At 71.9% G+C, this 21,913-nt stretch carries 21 protein-coding genes; 16 read left to right on the top strand and 5 right to left on the bottom strand.

Annotation, left to right across the window (positions count from 1 at the left end):
* The first annotated feature begins 77 nt into the window (after positions 1-77).
* Positions 78-527 (top strand): methylmalonyl-CoA epimerase, encoded by a 450-nt coding sequence (gene mce, locus Asi02nite_RS04025; protein WP_373312147.1) that lies wholly within the window; start codon positions 78-80, stop codon positions 525-527.
* On the opposite strand, the gene Asi02nite_RS04020 is transcribed toward mce, so the two are convergent.
* On the bottom strand, positions 524-1,453 hold the full coding sequence (locus Asi02nite_RS04020; RefSeq protein WP_203710755.1) for a TIGR03621 family F420-dependent LLM class oxidoreductase: 930 nt from the start codon (positions 1,451-1,453) through the stop codon (positions 524-526). The two genes, mce and Asi02nite_RS04020, sit on opposite strands and share 4 nt — an antisense overlap.
* Before the next feature lie 118 nt (positions 1,454-1,571).
* Here Asi02nite_RS04020 and ccrA point away from each other — a divergent pair, with 118 nt between their 5' ends.
* The 10 genes from ccrA to Asi02nite_RS03970 all read left to right on the top strand — a co-directional run bounded on the left by ccrA (position 1,572) and on the right by Asi02nite_RS03970 (position 11,872).
* Positions 1,572-2,897: a crotonyl-CoA carboxylase/reductase gene (ccrA, locus tag Asi02nite_RS04015; protein ID WP_373312146.1), complete on the top strand. Its 1,326-nt coding sequence runs from the start codon at positions 1,572-1,574 to the stop codon at positions 2,895-2,897.
* A 137-nt stretch (positions 2,898-3,034) separates the two neighbouring features.
* A complete protein-coding gene (locus Asi02nite_RS04010; RefSeq protein WP_203710753.1) occupies positions 3,035-4,273 on the top strand; it encodes a coiled-coil domain-containing protein in 1,239 nt (412 codons plus the stop codon).
* A 183-nt stretch (positions 4,274-4,456) separates the two neighbouring features.
* Positions 4,457-5,869: a coiled-coil domain-containing protein gene (locus tag Asi02nite_RS04005; protein ID WP_203710752.1), complete on the top strand. Its 1,413-nt coding sequence runs from the start codon at positions 4,457-4,459 to the stop codon at positions 5,867-5,869.
* A gap of 85 nt (positions 5,870-5,954) precedes the next feature.
* Positions 5,955-7,295 (top strand): carbohydrate-binding domain-containing protein, encoded by a 1,341-nt coding sequence (locus Asi02nite_RS04000; protein WP_203710751.1) that lies wholly within the window; start codon positions 5,955-5,957, stop codon positions 7,293-7,295.
* 141 nt (positions 7,296-7,436) lie between these two features.
* Positions 7,437-8,537, top strand: coding sequence for an AI-2E family transporter (locus tag Asi02nite_RS03995; RefSeq protein WP_203710847.1), 1,101 nt, complete (start codon positions 7,437-7,439; stop codon positions 8,535-8,537).
* 97 nt (positions 8,538-8,634) lie between these two features.
* Positions 8,635-9,621, top strand: coding sequence for a hypothetical protein (locus Asi02nite_RS03990; protein ID WP_203710750.1), 987 nt, complete (start codon positions 8,635-8,637; stop codon positions 9,619-9,621).
* Between the two features lie 64 nt (positions 9,622-9,685).
* Positions 9,686-10,444, top strand: coding sequence for a hypothetical protein (locus Asi02nite_RS03985; RefSeq protein WP_203710749.1), 759 nt, complete (start codon positions 9,686-9,688; stop codon positions 10,442-10,444).
* Positions 10,441-10,752, top strand: coding sequence for a transcriptional regulator (locus tag Asi02nite_RS03980; RefSeq protein ID WP_203710748.1), 312 nt, complete (start codon positions 10,441-10,443; stop codon positions 10,750-10,752). The genes Asi02nite_RS03985 and Asi02nite_RS03980 overlap by 4 nt, the downstream gene beginning before the upstream one ends.
* 59 nt (positions 10,753-10,811) lie before the next feature.
* Positions 10,812-11,342, top strand: coding sequence for a GNAT family N-acetyltransferase (locus tag Asi02nite_RS03975; protein ID WP_203710747.1), 531 nt, complete (start codon positions 10,812-10,814; stop codon positions 11,340-11,342).
* Positions 11,339-11,872: a GNAT family N-acetyltransferase gene (locus Asi02nite_RS03970; protein WP_203710746.1), complete on the top strand. Its 534-nt coding sequence runs from the start codon at positions 11,339-11,341 to the stop codon at positions 11,870-11,872. The genes Asi02nite_RS03975 and Asi02nite_RS03970 overlap by 4 nt, the downstream gene beginning before the upstream one ends.
* An 8-nt stretch (positions 11,873-11,880) precedes the next feature.
* Here Asi02nite_RS03970 and Asi02nite_RS03965 read toward each other — a convergent pair whose 3' ends face one another.
* Genes Asi02nite_RS03965 through Asi02nite_RS03950 form a run of 4 tightly spaced genes read right to left on the bottom strand, consistent with a single transcriptional unit; the run spans position 11,881 to position 16,510 of the window.
* Positions 11,881-13,422: a lipopolysaccharide biosynthesis protein gene (locus Asi02nite_RS03965; protein WP_203710745.1), complete on the bottom strand. Its 1,542-nt coding sequence runs from the start codon at positions 13,420-13,422 to the stop codon at positions 11,881-11,883.
* Positions 13,423-14,316 carry a glycosyltransferase family 2 protein gene (locus tag Asi02nite_RS03960; protein WP_203710744.1) on the bottom strand — a complete coding sequence of 298 codons (894 nt, stop codon included), beginning with the start codon at positions 14,314-14,316 and terminating at the stop codon, positions 13,423-13,425.
* Positions 14,316-15,494, bottom strand: coding sequence for a class I SAM-dependent methyltransferase (locus Asi02nite_RS03955; protein WP_203710743.1), 1,179 nt, complete (start codon positions 15,492-15,494; stop codon positions 14,316-14,318). The genes Asi02nite_RS03960 and Asi02nite_RS03955 overlap by 1 nt, the downstream gene beginning before the upstream one ends.
* On the bottom strand, positions 15,482-16,510 hold the full coding sequence (locus tag Asi02nite_RS03950; protein WP_203710742.1) for an NAD-dependent epimerase/dehydratase family protein: 1,029 nt from the start codon (positions 16,508-16,510) through the stop codon (positions 15,482-15,484). The genes Asi02nite_RS03955 and Asi02nite_RS03950 overlap by 13 nt, the downstream gene beginning before the upstream one ends.
* Positions 16,511-16,705: 195 nt before the next feature.
* Between Asi02nite_RS03950 and Asi02nite_RS03945 the strand changes: the two genes are divergently transcribed.
* Genes Asi02nite_RS03945 through Asi02nite_RS03925 form a run of 5 tightly spaced genes read left to right on the top strand, consistent with a single transcriptional unit; the run spans position 16,706 to position 21,912 of the window.
* Entirely contained in the window at positions 16,706-17,935 is a 1,230-nt protein-coding gene (locus tag Asi02nite_RS03945; protein ID WP_203710741.1) for a class I SAM-dependent methyltransferase, read from the top strand.
* Positions 17,935-18,750: a glycosyltransferase family protein gene (locus Asi02nite_RS03940; protein ID WP_203710740.1), complete on the top strand. Its 816-nt coding sequence runs from the start codon at positions 17,935-17,937 to the stop codon at positions 18,748-18,750. Before Asi02nite_RS03945 ends, Asi02nite_RS03940 begins: the two co-directional genes overlap by 1 nt.
* A complete protein-coding gene (locus Asi02nite_RS03935; protein WP_203710739.1) occupies positions 18,750-19,385 on the top strand; it encodes a PIG-L deacetylase family protein in 636 nt (211 codons plus the stop codon). Before Asi02nite_RS03940 ends, Asi02nite_RS03935 begins: the two co-directional genes overlap by 1 nt.
* Before the next feature lie 14 nt (positions 19,386-19,399).
* A complete protein-coding gene (locus Asi02nite_RS03930) occupies positions 19,400-20,647 on the top strand; it encodes a polysaccharide pyruvyl transferase family protein (protein ID WP_203710738.1) in 1,248 nt (415 codons plus the stop codon).
* Positions 20,644-21,912 (top strand): Coenzyme F420 hydrogenase/dehydrogenase, beta subunit C-terminal domain, encoded by a 1,269-nt coding sequence (locus tag Asi02nite_RS03925; RefSeq protein WP_203710737.1) that lies wholly within the window; start codon positions 20,644-20,646, stop codon positions 21,910-21,912. Before Asi02nite_RS03930 ends, Asi02nite_RS03925 begins: the two co-directional genes overlap by 4 nt.
* Position 21,913: the final 1 nt, after the last annotated feature.

Raw genomic sequence — 21,913 nt, 5'->3', positions numbered from 1 at the left:
TCAGAACTCCGGTGTTCGTGCGAGCACCTTAGCGATCGTTAGGCCAGAATATCGCCATGGGCCAGAATGCCGCCGGGATGCACCCTGACGACTCAATCACAGGGGATGTGGGTCTGCTCCGCATCGACCACGTCGGCGTGGCGGTGCCCGACCTCGACACGGCGATCGAGTTCTACTCCCGCGTGTTCGGCATGACCTGCGTCCACATAGAGGAAAACACCGAGCAGGGTGTACGCGAGGCGATGATGTCGGTCGGCCCGACGCCCGCCGGCGGCTGCGTGCAACTGCTCGCCCCGCTGTCGCCCGACTCGGCCATCGCCAAGTTTCTCGACCGGTCCGGCCCCGGGGTGCAGCAGGTCGCCTACACGGTGCGTGACGTCGAGGCCGCCGCGGCGGCCCTGCGCGCCCGCGGCATGCGCCTGCTCTACGACGCGCCGCGCCGCGGCACCGCCGGCTCCCGGATCAACTTCGTCCACCCGAAGGACGCCGGCGGCGTGCTCGTCGAGCTGGTGGAGCCCGCGGCTTAAGCCAGCTTCGCCACGATCGGTGCCGCGGCGTCCAGGTTGCCGCCCAGGTGGAAATAGCTGATCCCGAACCGCTCGCGCACCTCGACCAGCTTGTCGACGCACGCGTCGACCGAGCCGTGCAGCACCGCGGGCGAGGCGGCCAGCTCCGCCGGCGACGCTTCCGCCGCCTGGCTGGACGTCGAGCCGTGCGTCTCGCCGCCGACCGTGACCCGCACGGACAGCATCGTCATCTGGAACTCCAGCCGCTCCGGGTCCGCGGCGGCGCCGCGCGCCCAGGCCACCTTTCGGGTGATCTTCTCGGCGGTCATGTCGGCCATCGCCGCCGCCAGCCCACCCGCCGCGGTCAGCCGCGGGTTGATGCCCACGATGTCGGCGACCCGGCCGGCCAGTTCCAGCACCGTGCGGCCGCCGCCACCGACCAGGATCGGCGGGCGCCGCGTGGCGGGCTTCGGCAGCCCGTCCAGCTCCGTGATCCGGTAGTGCCGCCCGGCGTAGGTCAGCGGCTCCGGCCCGAACAGCCCGGTGATCACCTCGATCGACTCGGCGAGCCGGGCGACCCGCTCGGCCGGCGGGTCGAAGGCGAGCCCGGCCGCCTCGTGCTCGCTGCGCTTCCAGCCCGCGCCCAGGCCGACCTCCACCCGGCCGCCGGAGAACGCGTCGAGGTTGGCCATCGACTTGTGCAGCAGCACCGGGTGCCGGAAGTCGTTGCAGAGCACCAGCGAGAGCACCTTGAGCGTGCTGGTCGCCTCGGCGGCCACCGTCATGGCCACGATCGGGTCCATCGCCCAGCCGTCGGTGAAGTGGTCGGACACGGCGACCGAGCTGAAACCGAGTTCCTCGATGCGGCGGATCTGGTCGCGCCAGCGCGCCGGGGTGCGGTCGAGCCCTGGCATGGACGCGGTGAACCGGAACGGCTTCGAGGGCATTGACGGATGCTACTGACCGCGTTTCGGCAAACGGATGCCCCGTTCGGGCAATGGTTTGTAACGTCCGTGCTATCGGCTGCGGCGGGGGGATCCGGTGCGCGAGATCATCGAAACGATCATGGCCGGCGAAGGTTCCGCCGCGCCCGACCTGTCGGCGCTGGGGCGGGTGCCGGTGCCGCCGACGTACCGCGGTGTGGTGGTGCGGGCCGACGAGACCGGGATGTTCGAGGGGCTCGCGACCGCCGACAAGGACCCGCGCAAATCACTGCACGTGCAGGAGGTGCCGACGCCGGAGCTGGCGCCGGGTGAGGCGCTGGTGGCGGTCATGGCCAGCGCCATCAACTACAACACCGTCTGGACCAGCATCTTCGAGCCGGTGCCGACGTTCGCGTTCCTGCGCCGCTACGGCAAGCTGTCGCCGCTGACCGCGCGCCACGACCTGCCGTACCAGGTGATCGGTTCGGATGCCGCCGGCGTGGTGCTGCGCGTCGGCGCGGGCGTCTCGAAGTGGAAGCCCGGCGACGAGGTCGTCGCGCACTGCCTCTCGGTCGAGCTGGAGGACGCCGACGGGCACGACGACACGATGCTCGACCCGCAGCAGCGCATCTGGGGCTTCGAGACCAACTTCGGCGGGCTCGCCGAGCTGGCCGTGGTCAAGGCCAACCAGCTCATGCCCAAGCCGCGGCACCTCACCTGGGAGGAGGCGGCCTGCCCGGGGCTCGTCAACTCCACGGCGTACCGGCAGCTCGTCTCGCACCACGGCGCGGCGATGAAGCAGGGCGACGTCGTGCTGATCTGGGGCGCCTCCGGCGGGCTCGGCGGGTACGCGACGCAACTCGCGCTCAACGGCGGCGCCACGCCGGTCTGTGTGGTCTCCTCGCCCGAGAAGGCGCAGCTGTGCCGGCAGATGGGCGCCGACCTCGTGATCGACCGCGCGGCCGAGGGCTTCACGTTCTGGCGCGACGCGCACAACCAGGACGCCGGCGAGTGGCGGCGGTTCGGCGAGCTGATCCGGTCGCTGACGGGTGGCCGCGACCCCGACATCGTCTTCGAGCACCCCGGCCGGGAGACGTTCGGCGCGAGCATCTACGTCGCCCGGCGCGGTGGGACGATCGTCACCTGCGCGTCGACGAGTGGTTTCCAGCACGAGTTCGACAACCGCTATCTGTGGATGAACCTGAAGCGGATCATCGGCAGCCACTTCGCCAACTATCGCGAGGCATGGGAAGCCAATCGACTCATCTCTTCGGGTCGAATCCACCCGACGCTCTCGCGCGTCTATCCGCTCGAGCAGACGGGCCAGGCGACGCTCGACGTACACCGCAACCGGCATCAGGGAAAGGTCGGCGTACGGTGTCTCGCACCGGCCGAAGGCCTGGGTGTGCGTGATCCTGAGCTGCGCGCGCGGCACGAAGAAAAGATCAACTTGTTCCGCGGCGAATAGCCGACTCGCCGTTTGTCCACGATCGGCGGAATTTCCTATGTCGACGGCCAAGGCTGGTAAGATGACCATGCTTTGTCGGGCGACATCGGCCGCACCGCCCTTGCGCTGCCCCCTGGTAGGTCTGCCAGGATGTCCCAATGCCCCAGCAGCAGTCCTCCCTTGGCTTCTTCGAGAACGCTAACTCGACGGAAGAGTTCACCGTCGCTCTGCGCGGCTACGACCGCAGGCAGGTCGACGACACCCTCGCGCGTCTCCAGAACCGCCTCGCCGCCGCCGAGAAGGAGCGCGCCGACGCGGAGCAGAAGACCAACGACGCGCAGCGCCGCCTGCGCCAGGCCGAGCAGCGGCTCGGCGCACTCGAGCAGAAGCTGAACGACACCAACAAGCAGCTCGAGGAGAACAACCGCCCGACGCTGTCGGGCCTGGGCACCCGGGTCGAGCAGATCCTGCGCCTCGCCGAGGAGCAGGCCAACGACCACCGGGGCGAGGCCAAGCGCGAGTCCGAGGGCATCCTCTCCGCGGCCCGTCTCGAGGCCCGCGAGATCACCGACAAGGCGCGGGCCGAGGCCGCCGCCATGAAGGCCAGCGCCGAGCGCGAGGCCGGCAGCGTCCGCACCGCCGCCGAGCGCGAGGCCGCCGAGGTCCGGGTGCAGGCCCGGCGCGAGGCCGACACGCTGCGCGCCGACGCCGACCGCGAGACCAAGCAGCTGCGCACCGTCACCGCGCACGAGGTCGCCGAGCTCAAGTCGACGGTCGAGCGCGAGGTCGCGACGCTGCGGGCCACCGCCGAGCGGGAGATCACCCAGCTGCGCGCCAAGGCCGGCCGCGAGGCCGAGGAGAAGCGCGCCGAGGCGACCAAGATGCTCAGCGACGCCCGCGACAAGCGCGACAAGGACCTCCAGGCCCTCGCGCTCGAGCTCGCCGAGCGCCGCGAGAAGTCCGAGCGCGAGGAGTCGGAGCGGCACGCCGCCCAGGTCGCGCAGACCCAGAAGCTGGTCGCCGAGGCCGAGGAGCGCGCCCGCGCCGCCGAGGACCGCGCCAAGGAGATCGAGCAGCGCGCCGAGGCGCGCCGCGTCGAGTCCGAGCGCACCGCGGCCGAGACCGTCGACCGCGCCCGCAACGCGGCCGACAAGGCGCTCAAGGAAGCCCAGTCCGAGGCGCACCGCCACCTCACCGAGGCGCGCACCGAGGCCGAGATCACCACGCAGGCCGCCCGCCGCGAGGTCGAGGACCTCACCCGGCAGAAGGACGCGGTCACCGCGCAGCTCGGTCAGATGCTCTCCGGCCTCGCCGGCATCGTCCCGACCGTGGCGGCGCCGAAGCAGGAGACCAAGCAGGACAAGGACGCCGAGGACAAGTCGGCGGCCAACGCCTGATCCGCGGCAGGGGCTGCACGCTGGCTACGACAGGCCGCATCGCGAGTTCGCGGTGCGGCCTGTCGCCGTGCCCGGCCTCCGCTAATATTGGTGTATCTCCCTCAATTCGGCCGCAACAGTCGCACGTCCCGCGATGCGGTGTGTATCGGAGCAGCACGGGACGTCGCGTGTGAGGATGTGACCATGTCCAACGGCGCGGAGCTGTTCGCTCTGGGCGGTGAAGCAGCGACCCCCCACTTCGAGTCCGCGCTGCGTGGCTACGACCGTCGTCAGGTCGAGCGCTACGTCAGTCAGGCCGAGCAGGAGATCGCGGCACTGCTCGCGGAACGCGACGAACGGTTCGCCCAGGTCCACATGCTCTCCGCGCAGGTCGAGCAGCTCCAGGTCGAGCTGGCCGCCGTGCGCCGCGAGGCCGCGAGCATCGACGTCGTGCGGTTCCGCCACCTCGGGCCCCGGGTCGAGCAGATCCTGGCGCTGGCCGAGGAGCAGGCCGACGAGATCCGCGCCGACGCGCACAAGTCGGTGCAGTCGCAGCGCGACCGGGCCGACAACCTCGTCGACGAGGCCCGCGGGCACGCGGCGTCGGCGATCCGCGACTTCGAGCTGGCCCTGGCCGCCCGACGCGGCGAGGAGGAGCGGGTCGACGCGACCCGCCGGGCCGAGGTGCAGGCGCAGATCACCGCCGGCCACGCCGAGATCCAGCGGCTGCGCGACGAGGCCGGGCAGATCCTGGCCACCGCCCGCCGCGAGGCCGACGCCACCCGCGACGCCGTCGAGCACGAGCTGGCCCGGCAGCGGGCCGTGGCCGAGCGCGAGGTGGCCGAGCTGCGCGCCGCCGCCGGGCGCGAGGTCGCCGCGCTGCGCACCGAGACCGAGCAGTTCGTCGCGGCGCAGCGGGCCGCGGTCGAGCGCGAGACGGCCGCCCAGCGGGCCGCGCTGGAGCGCGCGGGCGCCGAGCAGCGGGCCGCGCTGGCCGAGTCGGCCGCCGCGGGGCGGGCCGCCGTCGAGCAGGAGCTGGGCCAGCACCGGGCCGCGCTCGAGCAGCAGATCAGCACGCGGCAGCGCGACGCCGAGGCCGACTACGCGACCCGCAGCGCGACCGCCGACCGCGAGCTGACCCAGTGGCGCGCCGGCATCGAGCAGCAGGTGACCGCGCAACGGGTCGAGGCCGAACGCTACGCGACCGAGCTACGCCGCCAGGCCGAGGAACACGCGGCCGCGATCCGCCGCCGCAGCGACGAGGAGGCGGCCTCGCTGGCCGGCGCCCAGCAGGAGATCGAGGCGGCCCGCAAGCAGCTCGCCGAGCTACGCGCGGAGCTGGCCGAGGCCGAGGCCGAGGCCGAGCGTGCGCGCGCCGCGGTCACGCCGGAGCCCGCCACCCCGTCGGACGCAGTCGACGCGGCCGCCAACGGCGCGGCCAAGTCCGACGCGGAAGCCAACGGCGCGGCCAAAATCGACACGGACGCGATCGCCGCGGCCAACGCCAACGGCAAAGGCGACCCGGACCTGAACGGCGCCGGGAAAGCCGACGCCGGAGCCCTCACCGCGACCGTCGACGCCGGCGAGCGCAAGAGCCGTACCCTCGCCGCCGACTGACCGGCACGATCAGGACAGCTCGCGTCCACCTCGCCTCCCTAGCATCCGGTTGTCCATGGACGACCATGCATGGAGGAGATCGACGATGCGGGTCAGCACGACCAGGCTGGCGTTCGCGCTGGTCATCGCGAGCGTCCTGTCCACGGCGGTCACCGCCCCGGCCCACGCGGCCGAACCGCCCCAGTTCACCGTCGTCAACGGCGCGCTGCGCACGGCGACGGGCACGCCCCAACCGGCCTCCGGGGTGCACGCCTCGCTCTGGGCCGACTCGAGCTACGCGACCACCACGATCTCCGGCGGCGGCCGGGTGCAGATCGGCGCGATCGGCGACAACTGTGAGGGATGGCCGACCGTCGAGGTGACCGTCGACGGCGCGGTCGCCGGCCGCACGACGATCGTCAGCGCGACCCAGTACGGCACCTACGCGGTCGGCCCCGCGCTGGCCACCGGCAGCCACCAGGTCAAGATCCAACTGGTCAACGATTACCGGTCGGCGGCCTGTGACCGCAACGTGCACATCGCGTACGCGAACATGTCCGGCGCCGTCGACACGACCTTCAGCTTCGCGGTCATGCCGGACACCCAGCAGGAGGTCCTCAACGCGACCGACACCCGGTTCCTCAACCGGACCAACTGGCTGGTCGCCAACCGGTCGTCGCTCGACCTGCGGTTCGTCGCCTCGTCCGGCGACGTCGTCAACTGGGACACGCCCGACCACGCCCAGTACGTCATCGCCCGCAACGCCATGCGGCCGATCGAGACCGCGCGGATCCCGTACTCCCTCGCGATCGGCAATCACGACACCCAGGCGACCGGCGTCGGCGGCTCGGCCCGCGACCCCGCCCGCACCCGCGAGCTCGTCCGCGACACCACGGTGTTCAACCAGTTCTTCACCGCCGGCCAGTACGGCGCGGTCCGCGGGCAGTTCGAGGCCGGCAAGGTGGACAACTCGTACTCCGTCTTCGAGGGCGGCGGCGCGCAGTGGCTCGTGCTGACGTTGGAGCTGTGGCCGCGGGTCGAGGCGGTCACCTGGGCCAAGGGCGTCGTGGCGGCCAACCCGCGCAGCAACGTCATCGTCGTCACGCACGACTACATCGACGGCAACGGCACCATCGAGCAGAGCGCGTCGTACGGTGCGACCAGCCCGCAGTACCTCTACGACAACCTGATCAAGCAGTACGCGAACATCCGGTTCGTCTTCTCGGGTCACGTCGGCGTCGCCGGCAGCTGGGTCGACACCGGCGTGCACGGCAACAGGATCTACTCGTTCCTGCAGACGTTCCACTCGAACACGACCAACCCGGTGCGCCTGGTCGAGATCGACACGGCGGCCGACTCGCTGCACACCTGGATCTACGCCCCGCACGACAACCAGACCTTCAGCGAGTACGACAAGAGGTTGTCGGGTATCGGCGTCCTGCGCTGATCCGGAGCCGGTCCGGTGCGGCGGTCTCGCGGCCGTCGCACCGGTCTTGTAACGTGCCGGGCCTGACAGGTGAGGGGGACCCAGGTGAGCGCCGACGATCCGGCCCCGGCGGCCGACCAGCGGGAGACGGGCGACGAGCCCGTGCCCAAGCCACGCACCGCGCCGCCCGCCGACACCGCCGAAGACGACGACACGCTGCCCTACGGGCGGCCGGGCCGGCCGTTCCGCCGCAGCCCGTTCCTGCTCGGCTTCGTCGGCGGGCTGGGCCTGGTCCTCGCGTACGTCTCCTATCTCGCCGTCCGCAACGCGTTCGGCATCCTGGTCCTCATCTTCATCGCGCTGTTCCTGGCGATCGGGCTCAACCCGGCGGTGGTCCGGCTGCGCAAGATCGGCGTGCCGCGCGGCGGCGCGGTGGCGATCGTCGCGCTGTCCCTCGTGCTGGTGCTGGGCGGCGCGATCAGCGCGCTCGTGCCGCCGCTGGTCACCCAGGTCGGCGACTTCATCACCGCGGCGCCCGGCTACATCGAGGCGCTGCAGCGCAACGACACCATCAACGACCTGGTCGGCCAGTTCGACCTCGTGGAACGGGCCAAGTCGCTGGCCAGCCCCGAGACGTTCAGCCGGGCGCTGGGCGGCGTGTTCGGCGGCGCGCGGCTCATCTTCGGCACCATCTTCCAGGTGCTCACCGTGCTGGTGCTCACGATCTACTTCATGGCGTCCTTCGACAGGATGAAGAGCGCCGCGTACGGCCTGGTCCCCGCGTCCCGCCGCGACCGGGTGCGGCTGCTCACCGACGAGATCCTCGCCAAGGTCGGTGCCTACATCGTCGGCGCCCTGGCGATCGCCGTACTGGCCGGCATCACGTCCTTCGTCTTCGCGATGATCGTCGGCCTGGCCTACCCGTTCGCGCTGGCCGTGGTCGTCGCGGTCTCCGACCTGATCCCCCAGATCGGCGCGACCATCGGCGCGGTCATCGTCACCATCGTGGCGTTCGCCGACTCGTTGACGATCGGCATCGCCTCGGCCGTGTTCTTCATCGTCTACCAGCAGGTCGAGAACTACCTCATCTACCCGAAGGTGATGCGCCGCTCGGTCAAGGTGAGCGACGTGGCGGCGATCGTGGCGGCCCTGGTCGGCGTCGGCCTGTTCGGCGTGCTCGGCGCCCTGGTCGCCATTCCCGCGGTGGCGGCGATCCAACTCATCGTCCGCGAGGTGGTCATGCCTCGTCAGGAAGCTCGCTGAGGTCTTGTGACCTCCTGATGCCTGCTTGTAGCGTCGATGCGTTCGCAGCCCGGCGACGCCCACGAGGCGTCGTGCCGCGCGAAACCTGGGGGATCTCGTGACCAACACCGCCGTCGGCGTCGCTCGCGTGCGTGGCCCCGGCGACCCGCCGCCGCGCCCCCCGTGGCGGGTGCGCTGGCGCCGCCCGATCGCGATCGCGCTGGGCGTGCTGGCCCTGCTGCTGGTCGGCGCCCTCGTGGCACCGTGGGTGCTGCCCGAGGGTGACGAAGCGCCGCCGCCGGTCGCGGCCACCAGCGCGCCGGCCGCCTCGGCGGGCGCCGCGGTCTCGGCCGAGGGCGAGGTCCCGACCGACTGGCCCGGCGCGACCAACACCGGCGTGCCCGAGGGGGTCACGCTGACCAAGGCCGAAAGCCTCGACCTGGTCACCGACGGCCAGGTGGTCACGGGCCTCGACATCGACGGCTGCGTCGACGTGCACGCCAAGAACGTGACGATCCGCCAGTCGCGGATCACCTGCGACCGCAAGACCTGGGCCGTCCGCACCTTCGACACCACCGAGAACCTGGTGCTCGAGGACGTCGAGATCGACGGTTCGGGCGTCAACTCCACGGCGGTCTGCTGCGACAACTACACACTGCGCCGCGTCGACGTGCACAACGTCATCGACGGCCCGCGCCTCGGCAACAACACCGCGGTCGTCGACTCGTGGATCCACGACCTGGCCCGCTCGGGCGGCTCGCACAACGACGCCCTGCAGACCACCGGCGGCGCGGCCATCGTGGTCAAGCACAACCGCCTGGAGCCCTACGACAAGGCGGCGAAGGACCCGCTCAACGCCTGCGTCATGGTCGGTTCCACGTCGACGCCGCAGGTGCGCGACCTGGTCTTCGAGGACAACTACTGCAACGGCGGCAACTACTCGGTCGGCCTGCGCGACGACCTGTCGGCCGAGTCGGTCATCTTCCGCCGCAACGTCTTCGGCCGCGACTTCCGCTACGGCGTGGTCGCCCGCCCCGCGCACCCGGGCGTGACCTGGGCCGACACCAACCTGTGGGCCGACACCCGACAGCCGGTCGTCGACTGACCCCTTGCGCAGATCGGTTTGCGGTGCAAACCTTTCTGTACCGCAGGTGTCGAGGAGGCGCGCCATGTCGGATCCGCACCGCGACCAGTCACCCGCCGAGCTGCTCGAGTCGGTCACCGCGCTGCGCCGGCGCACGCGTGCGGACCGCCAGGCCTACTGGTTCCCGCTCGTGCTCTTCGGCCTGCTCACGGCCGCCGCCGCACCGTTCTATGTGGAGTCCGTCGCACCGTTCGACGGAAAGCCCGCGCCCGCGGATGCCCACCCGTTGGCCGCGCTCGGCGGCGTCTTCCTGGACCGTTCCGCGGCCCTCGGCTGGTACTGGCTGGTCGCCCTGGTCGCCGGTTTCCTGGCCACCCTCGCCTGGTACCACTGGCGGGCCGAGCGGACCGGCGTCGCCACCCCGACCCGCGGCTACGTCAAGGCCGGCGCGATCGGCGTGGCCGTGGGGCTGCTGCTCCCGGTCGTGCTGCGCTTCGTCCTGTTCAACATGGACAGCGCGATATCCGACGGCACGCGGTGGCTCACGATGCCGATGCTGGGCGTCGCCAACCGGGGCATGCTGCCCCACCTCGTCATCACGGTCGGCCTGCTCGTGCTGGCCCGCCTCGAACGCAGCCTGGGCCTGCTCGCGGTGGCGCTGGCCTTCGCGACCGCGGTGATCGCGGTCAACGGCTGGTTCCACCTCAGCGAGTTCGAGCCAGGCGACCTGACCCGGTTCAGCTTCCTGCTCGCCGCCGTGCCACCCGCCGCGATCCTCCTGGCCGGCGGCGCGATCGCCGCCCTGGCCGCGAAACGCGGCACGTCGACCCGGGGCCTGGTGTGACCGACGATGCGCCGTTCCCGACCAACGGCCTGAACGACACCGTCCACCAGCGCCACCGGCTGGGCATCCTGACGATCGCCTCCGAGTCGGACCGGGTGGAGGTCAGCTACCTCCGCGAAGCGCTGGAACTCACCGCGGGCAACCTCTCCCGCCACCTCGCGGTGCTGGCGGACGCCGACCTCGTGGCGATCGAGCGCGGCTACCACGGCAACCGGGCGAAGACCTGGATCCGGATCACCCCGGCCGGCGAGGCGGCCCTCGACGCGGAAGTCGCCGCCCTGCGCGAGCTCCTGGACCGCCACGGCTGACTCTTGTCGCGCGAGGCACGCTGTGCTTAGGTGAGCCTAACCAAACCTAGGAGCCCCTCTTGTCCGCAGTAGCGGTCGAGCTCACCGAGAGCGTCGACATCACCGAGTTGGCCAAGGTCTACCGCGAAGTCCACGCGGCCGACCTGCACCTGACCGACCACAGTGAGCCGACCGTCGAGCAACGGCTCGTCTGGACCGCCGAGGCGCCCGGGTTCGCCGCGACCGTCGCCTACGTCGACGGGAGGCTGGCCGGTGCGGTCATGGGCTGCCCGCTGCCGCCCGAAACGCTCTGGTGGCGCGGCCTCGACGGGCCCGTGACGCAGGAGTGGACCGGCCGCACCTTCGCGATCTGCGAAGCGTTCGTGCTCCCCGAGCACCGCCGGCACCGGCTGGGCGTGCCGATGATCCGCGAGCTGTGCGGGAGCCGGACCGAGGAGCGCGTCTCGGTGGCCGTGTCCGAGAGCAACGCGCGGGTCTGGCGGGCGTTGCAGGCGACGGGTTTCGCCCACGTCGGCGACCTGGTGCCGTTCCCCGGCTGGCGTCCACATCGGATGCTCGTGTGCCCGCTGCCCCTGGAGGGCCGGCGATGACGGCCTACCGGGAGGAGCTGCCCGGCCTCGGCACCTTCACGCTCGAACGCCTGGATCCGGTGCGCCACCTCGACGTCGTCCACGGCTGGGTCACGCAGCCGCGCGCCGAGTTCTGGGGCATGACCGACCACTCCCCCGAGCAGGTGCGGGAGATCTACGCGTTCGTCGACGGCCTCGACACCCATCACGCGTACCTGATGGTGCTCGACGACCGTCCGGTCGGCATCTTCCAGACCTACGAGCCCGCCGCGGACCCGATCGGCGAGTACTACCCGGTCCGCGACGGCGACTTCGGCATCCACCTGCTGCTCGCCCCGGCCGACCCGCCGGTGCCCGGGTTCACGGGCGCCGTGGCCGGCGCCCTGCTGCGCTTCGCCTTCACGAGCCGGCCGGGCACCGAGCGGATCGTCGTCGAGCCGGACGTCCGCAACGAGCGCGGGCTGGCCCGCTGGCGCCGCCTCGGCTTCGTCTTCGGCGACGTGGTGACCACCGAGCACAAGACCGCGCAACTGGCCTTCCTCGACGGCTAGGACACGCTTCAGGCGACGTGCCGGCCCGTACGCGGGTGGCTCAGCGGGATCCAGGACAGCCGGCCGCCGAGCTTGCGCCGGACCAGCGTCCGCAGGCGGCGGTCGGTCACCCAGAGCACGCCGCCGGCGAGGATGCCCGCCACCGCGCCGTAGACGACCAGCGTCAGCAGCGGTGGGCGCAAGGACAGGCCGAGCGCGCCGAACAGCCACGGCACCGCGGCGGCCAGGGCGCCGGCCAGCACGGACGGCAGGGTCGGCGCCAGGAAGCGGGTGACCGAGCCGCCGACCGCGCGGGAGACCGTGACCCAGACCGAGGCCGCGTTCATCGCGAACTGCATGCCGATCGCCGCCAGCGCGATCGCCGTCGCCTGGGTCGCCGCGCCCGCGTCGTGCAGCAGCGCGCCGACCGCGGCGAACACGGCGACGCCCAGGATGCCGCGCGTCCACAGGATCGCCGCGAGCTTCGCCGGCTGGCCGATCGCCTGCAGGGCCGGGCCGAGCAGCACCCCGTACGCGTTGAGCGCCCCGTAGAGGCAGAGCAGCGTGAGCGGCAACCGGGTGCCGTCCCACTGCGGCCCGAGGAACTCGATCAGCGGGCCGCCGACCGCGACGAGCACGCCCAGCAGCGGCAGGCCGCTGACCGCACCGAGGTGCTGCAGCGTGGTCAGGTGCCGGCCGAACGCCGCGCGATCGTGCTGGAGCCGGGACAGCGACGGCAGCGCCACCTGCTGCAGCGACCGCACGGTCACGTCGACCAGCATGTCGGGCAGCCGCGCGGCCAGCCGGTAGATGCCGGTCGCGACCGGGCCGAAGAACAGGCCCGTCAGGATCACGTCGGCCTTGGAGCTCAGCATCGAGCCGAGGCCCGCGCTGGCCGAGTGCATCGAGAACTTCCACAGGTCACGGATCGCGCCCAGCCGCAGCCCGCCGGACGGGCGCCACGGGCAGACCGTCCAGAGGATCACGAGCCCGACGAACGCGTTGACCAGCGCCTGCGCGACCAGCGCCCAGACACCCGCACCGAGCAGCGCGAGCACCACGCCGGCCACGCCGCTGACGACCGAAGCGGCCAGCGTACGCAGGGCGACCGTGCGGAACTGCAGGTCCCGCCGCAGCACCGCCTCCGGCACGATGGCCAGCGCCTGCATCAGCACGAGCGGCGAGAGCGCCAGGCAGACCGTGGTCAGCGACGGCTCGCGGTTGGCCAGCGCCCAGACCGGGCTCAGCGCCGCCGCGGCGCCGCCGACCACGAAGCCGGAGATCAGCATCACGCCGAAGGCGGCGTTCAGGTGCTCGGGGGTGAGCTTGTCGCGCTGCAGGATCGCGGTGAACAGGCCCTGCTGGAGGATCGTCTGTGCGACGGTGATGAACACGGTGGCCATCGCGACCACACCGAACTCGTGCGGGCCCAACAGCTTCGCGAGCACGAAGGTCACCAGCACGGTGGCGCCGACCCGACCACCGGTCAGCACGTACGACCAGCCGATCGCGCTGCCGACCCCGGGCTTCTTCTCGACCGGTGGCGCTGCCGCGGGAGGTGCCGAAACCACCTACGCGCCGCTCTCGGTCAGGGCCGGCATCGGCTTGCCGGTCAGCCGGCGCCGCCACGCGCCGAGTCGCACCCGGGCCCGCCGGGCGAACCAGGTGCCGAGGAACGCGGCCGAGTTGGCGAGACCGCCGGGATGGCCGCGCAGCACGCGGACCGTCTGGCGCAGCATGGTGGTGCGCGGCGCCTTGGCGGCCCGCCCGCCGTCAGGCGCGAACCACGACGTCGCGGCCGCGGCCGAGTTGCCCGCCTGCCGGGTCGACGCGCCGTGCACCCGCCGCAGGAACAGGGGTTCCGGCACCTCGTGGATCTCGCCGAGCGCGGCGACCTCGGCCATCAGCGTGTAGTCCGACGACAGGAACGGCCGGATCAGGCCGGTGCGCCGCAGCACGTCGATCCGGAAGACGCCGAAGTGCGCGTGGCACAGGCTGATGTTGTTGGCCAGCCCCGAGAGCCGCTTCCAGGCCCGCGCGTCGCGCAGGTCGAGCTTGTCGGCGTAGGGCCCGATCAGCTCGCCGTCCTCGTCGATCAGAACCGTCTTCGGGTACGCGAGCACCGCGCGCGGCCCGGCGGCGTCCAGCGCGGCCACGCAGGCGCGGACGAGGCCGGGGCGGCACAGGTCGTCGTACGCCGCCCACTTGAACAGCTCGCCCGACGCGAGCTCGACCACGCGGGCGAAGTTGGCGTGCCCGCCGAGGTTGCGCTCGTTGCGCCACAACCGGATCCGCGGGTCGGCCACGGCGTACGCCTGGCAGATCTCCCAGGTCTCGTCCGTCGACGCGTTGTCGCTGACGACGATCTCCAGGTCCGGATAGTCCTGCGCGCGCAGCGCGTCCAGCGCCAGCGGCAGGTAGCGGGCCGCGTTGTAGACCGGCACGCCGACGGTGACCCGGGGCATCACGCCACCAGCAGCTCGGCGTCGATGCCGAGGCCGCGCAGTGTCGCGCCGATCTCGCCGCGGTATGCCGGGTTGGTGATGATGACGGTTCTGGTGTCCAGCCCGCGCAGCGTCTCCGGCGCGGTGACCTCGTGTCCCGTCACGGGCAGGAACCTACCCCACTTGCGGGCGTTGACGTCGACGACCGCCGCGAGCCTGCCGTCGGGGTCGGCGAGGTGCAAGAACTGCACGCCGCGCGAGCCCGCGCCCCAGAGCACCGGGTGGTCGCCGGCCGCGATCCGGTCGGCGATCAGCGTGCGCCACCTGTCGCGCTCGGCGAAGTGCCGGGCGGCGAAGCCGCGGATCGCCTCCAACTGACGCGACACGGCGTCGGCGCCCGGCAGCGGCGCGGTCGAGGCGGTCGGGCCGGACACGTTGGCCGAGAACTCCACGAACCGGAACATGCCCTGGAACAGCGGGCCGGTGTCCTCGACCCGCCAGCCGGCCCGCTCGACGATCCGCCGCAGGGAGTACGCGTCGAAGTACGAGACGTGCGGGTAGATGACCTCCCAGCCCGCGGTGGCCATGTCGTAGCACGCGTCCGGCACCTCGATGTAGCCGCGCACCGGCCGGTCGCCGGCCAGGGTGCGCAGCGCCACGAGAAACGCGTACGGGTCGTCGACGTGCTCGAACCAGTGCCGCGAGGTGACGAAGTCGAACGGCTCCGTCGAACCGTCGAGCGGGGCGTGTCCACTGTGGAACTCGGCACCGGACGGGTCCGGGCCGGTCGGGCCCGCGTACATCGCGTCGTACCCGATGCCCCGTGCCCCGGCGACGTGGCACAGCTCACGCAGGAACTCGCCCTGGCCACAGCCGATGTCGAGCACCGTCGCGCCGCGCAGGGGATAGCGCTCGGTGAGGTGCTTGACCAGTTCCGCGGAGAACGTCTGGAACGCGGGCGAGTGGTGCAGGTTGGTGTCCATCGTCGTGTCGTAGTGCAGCAGCGCGGGCTCGAAGGCCACGTTGCGCACGTACGCGCAGGACGGGCAGTAGGCCAGCGACATGCGGCCGAGCGGCGAGGCGAGCGCCTCGTCGCGGCTGGCCCAGTGCACGCCGCAGAACACCGGGATGGTGCCGAGGTCGGCGAACGGGACGAGGTCGTCGTCGCCGCACGCGGAACAGCGGGTCACGACGTCCACCGGAGCTGCTCGTCGATCCGGCCGGCGGCGAGCAGGGCGCGGATCTTCTTGAGCCGCTGGTGCCCCTCGCCGGTGAACTGCTCGATGGTGAGCCCGTGCCGGCCGTATTCCTCGACGAGCTGCTCGACGCCCTTGCGCACCGTCCATGCTGGACGGAAGCCCGGCACCTCGGCGGCGATCCGGTCGCAGGAGACCCGGTAGTTGCGCGAGTCGGCCGAGGCGCCGCCGGCGAACGTGACCGTCGAGCCGGTGACCACGTCGCGGACGATCTCGGCCACGTCGCGGATGAGGTAGTTCTCGGTCGTCAGCCCGACGTTGTAGGCCCGGTTGTGCACCACGTCACGCGGCGCCTCGAGCAGTGCGAGGAACGCCGCCGAGATGTCCTCGACGTGCACGAGCGGGCGCCAGGCGGTGCCGTCGGAGAGCAGCCGGACCTCGCCGGTGAGCAGCGCGTGCGCGGTGAGGTCGTTGACGACCAGGTCACCGCGCAACCGCGGCGAGAACCCGTACGCGGTGGCGTTGCGCAGGTGGACGGGCGAGAAGTCGTCGTCGGCGAGCTCGGCCAGGCCCTGCTCGGAGAGGATCTTCGACTCGCCGTACGGGGTGACGGGCGCGAAGCCGGCCTCCTCGTCCAGCGGCCGGTCGTCGAGGCCGGCGCCGTAGAGCGAGCACGACGAGGAGAACAGGAACCGCTGCACGCCGGCGGCCTTGGCCGCCTTGGCGAGCCGGATCGTCGCCCGGTGGTTGATGTCGTACGTGAGGTCGGGGTTCAGGTTGCCGATCGGGTCGTTGCAGAGCGCCGCCAGGTGCAGCACCGCGTCGAAGCCCCGCAGGTGGTCGGGCTCGACGTCGCGCAGGTCGACGCGCAGCGCCGGCACCTCCGGCGGTGGCGGGCCGAGCACGCCGTCGGCGTACAGGCTGATGTCCAGGCCGGTGACGTCGTGTCCCGCGGCCCGCAGCAGCGGCACCAGAACGCCGCCGATGTATCCGTCGTGGCCGGTCACGAGTGTGCGCATGGTGAAGCTCCGCAGCGTTGTCCGGGGTGAGAATCGCGAGTCTACGGACGCTCCGGCCGGACGGTCCGGACTTGTGTCGGACTTCTTACTCCGTGCCCCGTGGCGATGGGCCACCTGGCTAGCGTTTCGGCGGGCGCGGACCGGGGCCGACCGACCGCGCTGACCGGTGTTTGCTCGAAATCGGGGTACCTGCGCATGACAACCGCCATATGCCGCCTTTGTGCGGCGGAGTTGACCGAGATCTTCGTCGACCTGGGCATGTCCCCGCTGTGCGAGAGCTACCTTCCGGCCGACCGCCTGGACAGCGCGGAGACGTTCTACCCGCTGCACGTGCGGCTCTGCCCGAGCTGCCTGCTGGTGCAGTTGCCCGCATACGTGCCGGGCGAGGACATCTTCTCCGATTACGCCTACTTCTCCTCGTACTCGGACTCGTGGGTGGCGCACGCCAAGCGGTACGCCGACGCGATGGCCGAGCACCTCGGGCTCGGGCCCGAGAGCCTCGTCACGGAGGTCGCCAGCAACGACGGCTATCTGCTGCAGCACTTCGTCGCCCGCGGGGTGCCGGTGCTCGGCGTCGAGCCGGCGGCGAACATCGCGGAAGTGGCGCGTAGCAAAGGGATCCGCACGGCCAACGAGTTCCTGGGCGCGGAGACGGGTGCGGCGCTGGCCGCCGAGTACGGCCGGGCCGACCTGGTCGCCGGCAACAACGTCTACGCCCACGTGCCCGACCTGGTCGGCTTCACCGCCGGCCTGGCCGCGCTGGTCAAGCCCGAAGGCCTGGTGACGCTGGAGTTCCCGCACCTGCTGCGGCTGATCGAGCGGCGCCAGTACGACACGATCTACCACGAGCACTACCAGTATCTTTCGCTGCTCACCGCCCAGCGCGCGCTCGCCACCGCCGGCCTCGTGGTCGTCGACGTCGAGGAGCTGTCGACGCACGGCGGGTCGATGCGGGTGCACGCGCGGCACGGCGCCACCGCCGGCGAGCCGTCCAGCAACGTGAAGTCGGTGCTCGAGGCGGAGGCCGAGGCGGGCCTGCACACCGTCGAGGGGCACAAGGGGTTCGCCGAGGCCGTCTTCGACATCAAGCGGGACCTGTTGGACTTCCTGCTCACCGCGCGGGTCGAGGGCAAGCGCGTCGTCGGCTACGGCGCCCCGGGCAAGGGCAACACCCTGCTCAACCACTGCGGCATCCGGGCCGACCTCCTCGAGTACACGGTCGACCGCAGCCCGCACAAGCAGGGCATGTTCCTGCCGGGCACGCACATCCCGATCCACGCGCCGGACCGGATCGCCCAGGACCGCCCCGACTACGTGCTGGTGCTGCCCTGGAACCTGCGGACCGAGGTCACGGCCCAGCTCGCGTACGTGCGAGAGTGGGGCGGCCGGCTCGTCTACCCGATCCCGGACCTCGAGGTGGTGTGATGAAGGTCGTCCTCTTCTGCGGCGGCCTCGGCATGCGGATGCGGGAGGACGCCCAGTCCGCGCCCAAGCCGATGGCCATGATCGGCGACCGCCCGTTGCTCTGGCACGTGATGCGCTACTACGCCCACTTCGGGCACACCGACTTCGTGCTCTGCCTCGGATACGGGGCGGCCGCGGTGAAGGACTACTTCCTGCATTACGACGAGACGCTCTCCAACGACTTCACGCTCGCGATGAGCGGTCGCGACCTGCAGCTGTTCTCGACCGACATCACCGACTGGAACATCACGTTCATCGACACCGGCCTGCACTCGACGATCGGCGAGCGGCTCATGCGGGTCCGGCCGCACGTCGAGAACGAGCCGGTGTTCCTGGCCAACTACGCCGACACGCTGACCAACGCGCCGCTCGACGAGATGGTCCGGCGGTTCGACGGCAGCGACGCGGTGGCCAGCCTGCTGGCGGTGCCGGTGCAGTCGACCCACCACATGCTCGACATCGGCGACGGCGACCGGGTGGCCGGCATCACGCCGATGCGCGAGCTCACGCAGTGGGAGAACGGCGGCTACTTCATCCTCCGGCCGGAGATCTTCGACCACATGCGCGAGGGCGAGGAACTCGTTCCGGACGCGCTGGAGCGGCTCATGCCCAGCGGCCGCGTGATCGCCCAGCGCTACAAGGGTTTCTGGCGCGCGGCCGACACCTTCAAGGACCGGGCCGAGCTGGAGCAGCTCTACTACTCGGCGCGCTGCCCGTGGATGCTCTGGGACACCAACCGCACCGGCGGCTCGCTCGCCCCGGCGCTGATCTCCTGATGCTTCCCTTCACGCTGGCCGGCGTCCGGCGGGTCGTCCTGTTCGGCGCCCACCCCGACGACATCGAGATCGGGGCCGGCGGGCTGCTGCTCGGTCTCGCCGCCGTTGTGCCCGGCCTGGACGTGCGATACGTCCTGCTCAGTGGTATGCCCGAGCGGCAGGCCGAGGCGCGCGCCGCGGCGGCCGCGTTCCTGCCCGACGCCCGGATCGAGTTCGTCCTGCACGACCTGCCCGACGGCCGGGCGCCGGCCCACTGGGAGCGGGCCAAGGCGGCGGTCCAGGCGGCCGCGGCCGACGGCGCCGACCTGGTCGTCGCGCCGGCGCGGGACGACGCGCACCAGGACCACCGGCTGCTGGCGGAGCTGGTGCCGACCGCGTTCCGCGACGCGGTGGTGCTGCACTACGAGATCCCCAAGTGGGACGGGGATCTGGGGCGGCGTAACGTCTACGTGCCACTCCCCGACGAGCGCGCCCGCCGCAAGGTGGAGCTGCTGCACGCCAACTTCCCGTCGCAGAAGGGCCGCGACTGGTGGGACGACGAGGTCTTCCTCGGCCTGGCCCGGCTGCGCGGCATGGAGTGCCGGTCGCGGTATGCGGAGGCATACACCTGTGAGAAGGCGGTGATGTCGCTGTGAGCGTGGCGGCGTGTTTGTTCGGAGTCCCCGGGTCCACATTGAACCTCGGCGTCGGTGCCCTGCGCGCGGCGACGGTCGGCGCGTTCCTGGCCCGCGTGCCGGACGCCCGGATGACCGTCTTCGACGACGGTTGGGGCGAACGGCAGGGCACGGCGTACGTGCACGGCCAGCCGGTGCCGATCACCCTCGCGGGCGCGCGGCACTCGCGCCGCTACCACCGTCCCGAGTCCTATGTGAACATGCGGGTGAGCGCGGCGCTCGGCGGCCTGGGCAACCACGGCGTCGGGGCGATCGACAGCGCCGACGTGGTGCTCGACGTCAGTGGCGGCGACAGCTTCAGCGACATCTACGGCGAGCACCGGTTCCGCACGGTCGCCTGGCCCAAGAAGCTGTCCCTGCTGCGCAAGCGCAAGCTCGTGCTGCTGCCGCAGACCTACGGCCCCTTCAAGATCCCGCGGATCCGGGCCGAGGCGCACGGGCTCGCCCGCGGCGCGGCGATGGCCTGGGCCCGCGATCCCGACAGCTACGCGGCGCTGCGCGAGCTGCTCGGCGCCGACTTCGACCCGCGCCGGCACCGCGAGGGCGTCGACGTGGCGTTCGGGCTGGAGCCGCGCGCTCCCGAGGGCCCGGCGTTCGACCAGCTCGCGTCCTGGTTCGCGGCGGCCGACGGCCCGGTGATGGGCATCAACGTCAGCGGCCTGATGTCGCGGGCCGAGGGCATCGCGCAGTTCCGGCTGGCCGGCGACGGCGGGCGGGTGGCCCGGCAGATCTGCGAGCGGGTGCTCGACGAGCCCGACACGCGGGTGATCATCGTGCCGCACGTGCTCGCCGCCGGCGGCACCGACGACGACACCGCGACCAGCGAGGCGCTGCGGGCCGACCTGGCCGCCAAGTACGGCGACCGGATCGCGATCACCCCGCGCGGGCTGGACCCGCACCAGACCAAGTGGGTGATCAGCCGGACGGCGTGGTTCTGCGGCATGCGGATGCACGCGACGATCGCGGCGCTCTCCTCCGCCGTACCGGCCGCGATCCTCGCGTACAGCCTCAAGGCCCGTGGGGTGTTCGCCACCGTCGGGCAGGAGCGGCACGTCGCGGACGCCCGCACGCTCGGCGACGACGAGTTGCTCGACACGCTCTGGAAGTCCTGGTCCAACCGCTCGGCCGCGGCGGCGGAACTGGCCGAGCGCGTGCCGGTCGCGGTCCGGCGGGCAGGAGAGCAGATGGACGAGATCGTGGCCCTGGCTCGGTCGCGGGCATGACCGCCACGCCGCGCGACGTGCACGACGTCGCGGAACACAAGATGTGCACCGGCTGCGGGGTCTGCGCCTACCTGGCGCCCGACGAGGTCCGCATGGGTGACGTCCTGGAGTACGGGCGCCGCCCGCTGCCGCTGCTGAACGTCCGCGGCCCTGGTGCGGCGGCCGCGCTGAGCTGCTGCCCCGGCGTCAAGCTGGAGCACGACTCCGGGGCGCCTGGCCCCGGCGAGTACGCGGAGCTGCGCGACGCCTGGGGTCCGGTGCTGCGGGTGTACGAGGGCTACGCGACCGACCCGGAGATCCGCTTCGCGGGGTCCAGCGGTGGCGTGGCGACCGCGCTGTCCGCCTACCTGATCGAGCAGGAGGGTCTGACCGGCGCCCTGCACATCGGGGCCCGGGCCGACGTGCCCTATCTCAACGAGGCGCGGCTGTCCCGCAGCCGGGCGGAGCTGCTGGCCAACGCCGGTTCGCGCTATGCACCGGCCAGCCCGTGCGAGCGGCTCGACCTGGTCGAGGCGGCCGAGACGCCGTGCGTGTTCATCGGCAAGCCGTGCGACGTCGCGGCCGTGTCGATGGCCCGCCGCGAGCGGCCCGAGCTCGACCGCAAGGTCGGCCTGACCATCGCGGTGTTCTGCGCCGGCACCCCGTCGACCCAGGGCACCCTCGAGATGCTCAAGGTGATGGGCGTCGACGACCCGGCGTCGATCACGCACGTCGCCTACCGCGGCAACGGCTGGCCGGGCAACGCCCGCACCGGCGTGGCCGGGGAGGACGGCGAGCGCACGCTGACCTACGAGCAGTCGTGGGGCGACATCCTGCAGAAGCACCGCCAGTGGCGCTGCTACCTGTGCGCCGACCACACCGGCGAGTTCGCCGACGTCGCGGTCGGCGACCCCTGGTACCGCCCGACCGCCGGCGACCCCGGCCGTTCCCTCGTGCTGGCCCGCACCGAGCGCGGCGTCAAGGCCATCGAGGCCGCGATCGCCGCCGGCGCTGTCACCTTGGAGCAGGTCGGCCCGGAGCTGCTGCCGGCGTCGCAGCCCAACCTGCTGCGGGCCCGCGGTGCCGTCTGGGGCCGGGTGGTCACGCTGCGGGCGGCGGGCCTGATGACGCCGCGGACCCGGCACCTGCCGATGGCCCGGATGTGGCGGGAGAACCTGTCGGCCAAGGAGAAGCTGCAGTCGACGGTCGGTACGGTCCGCCGGATCCGCCGCAAGCACCTGCGGGCGTCGGCCGACCTCACGCCGATGGAACCGCCGCGCGACTGAC

It is taken from the genome of Asanoa siamensis (assembly GCF_016862555.1).
GTDB classification, from domain to species: Bacteria; Actinomycetota; Actinomycetes; order Mycobacteriales; family Micromonosporaceae; genus Asanoa; species Asanoa siamensis.
The sequence above is the reverse complement of the archived record's forward strand: the minus strand, read 5'-3'. Positions and strand labels throughout refer to the sequence as shown.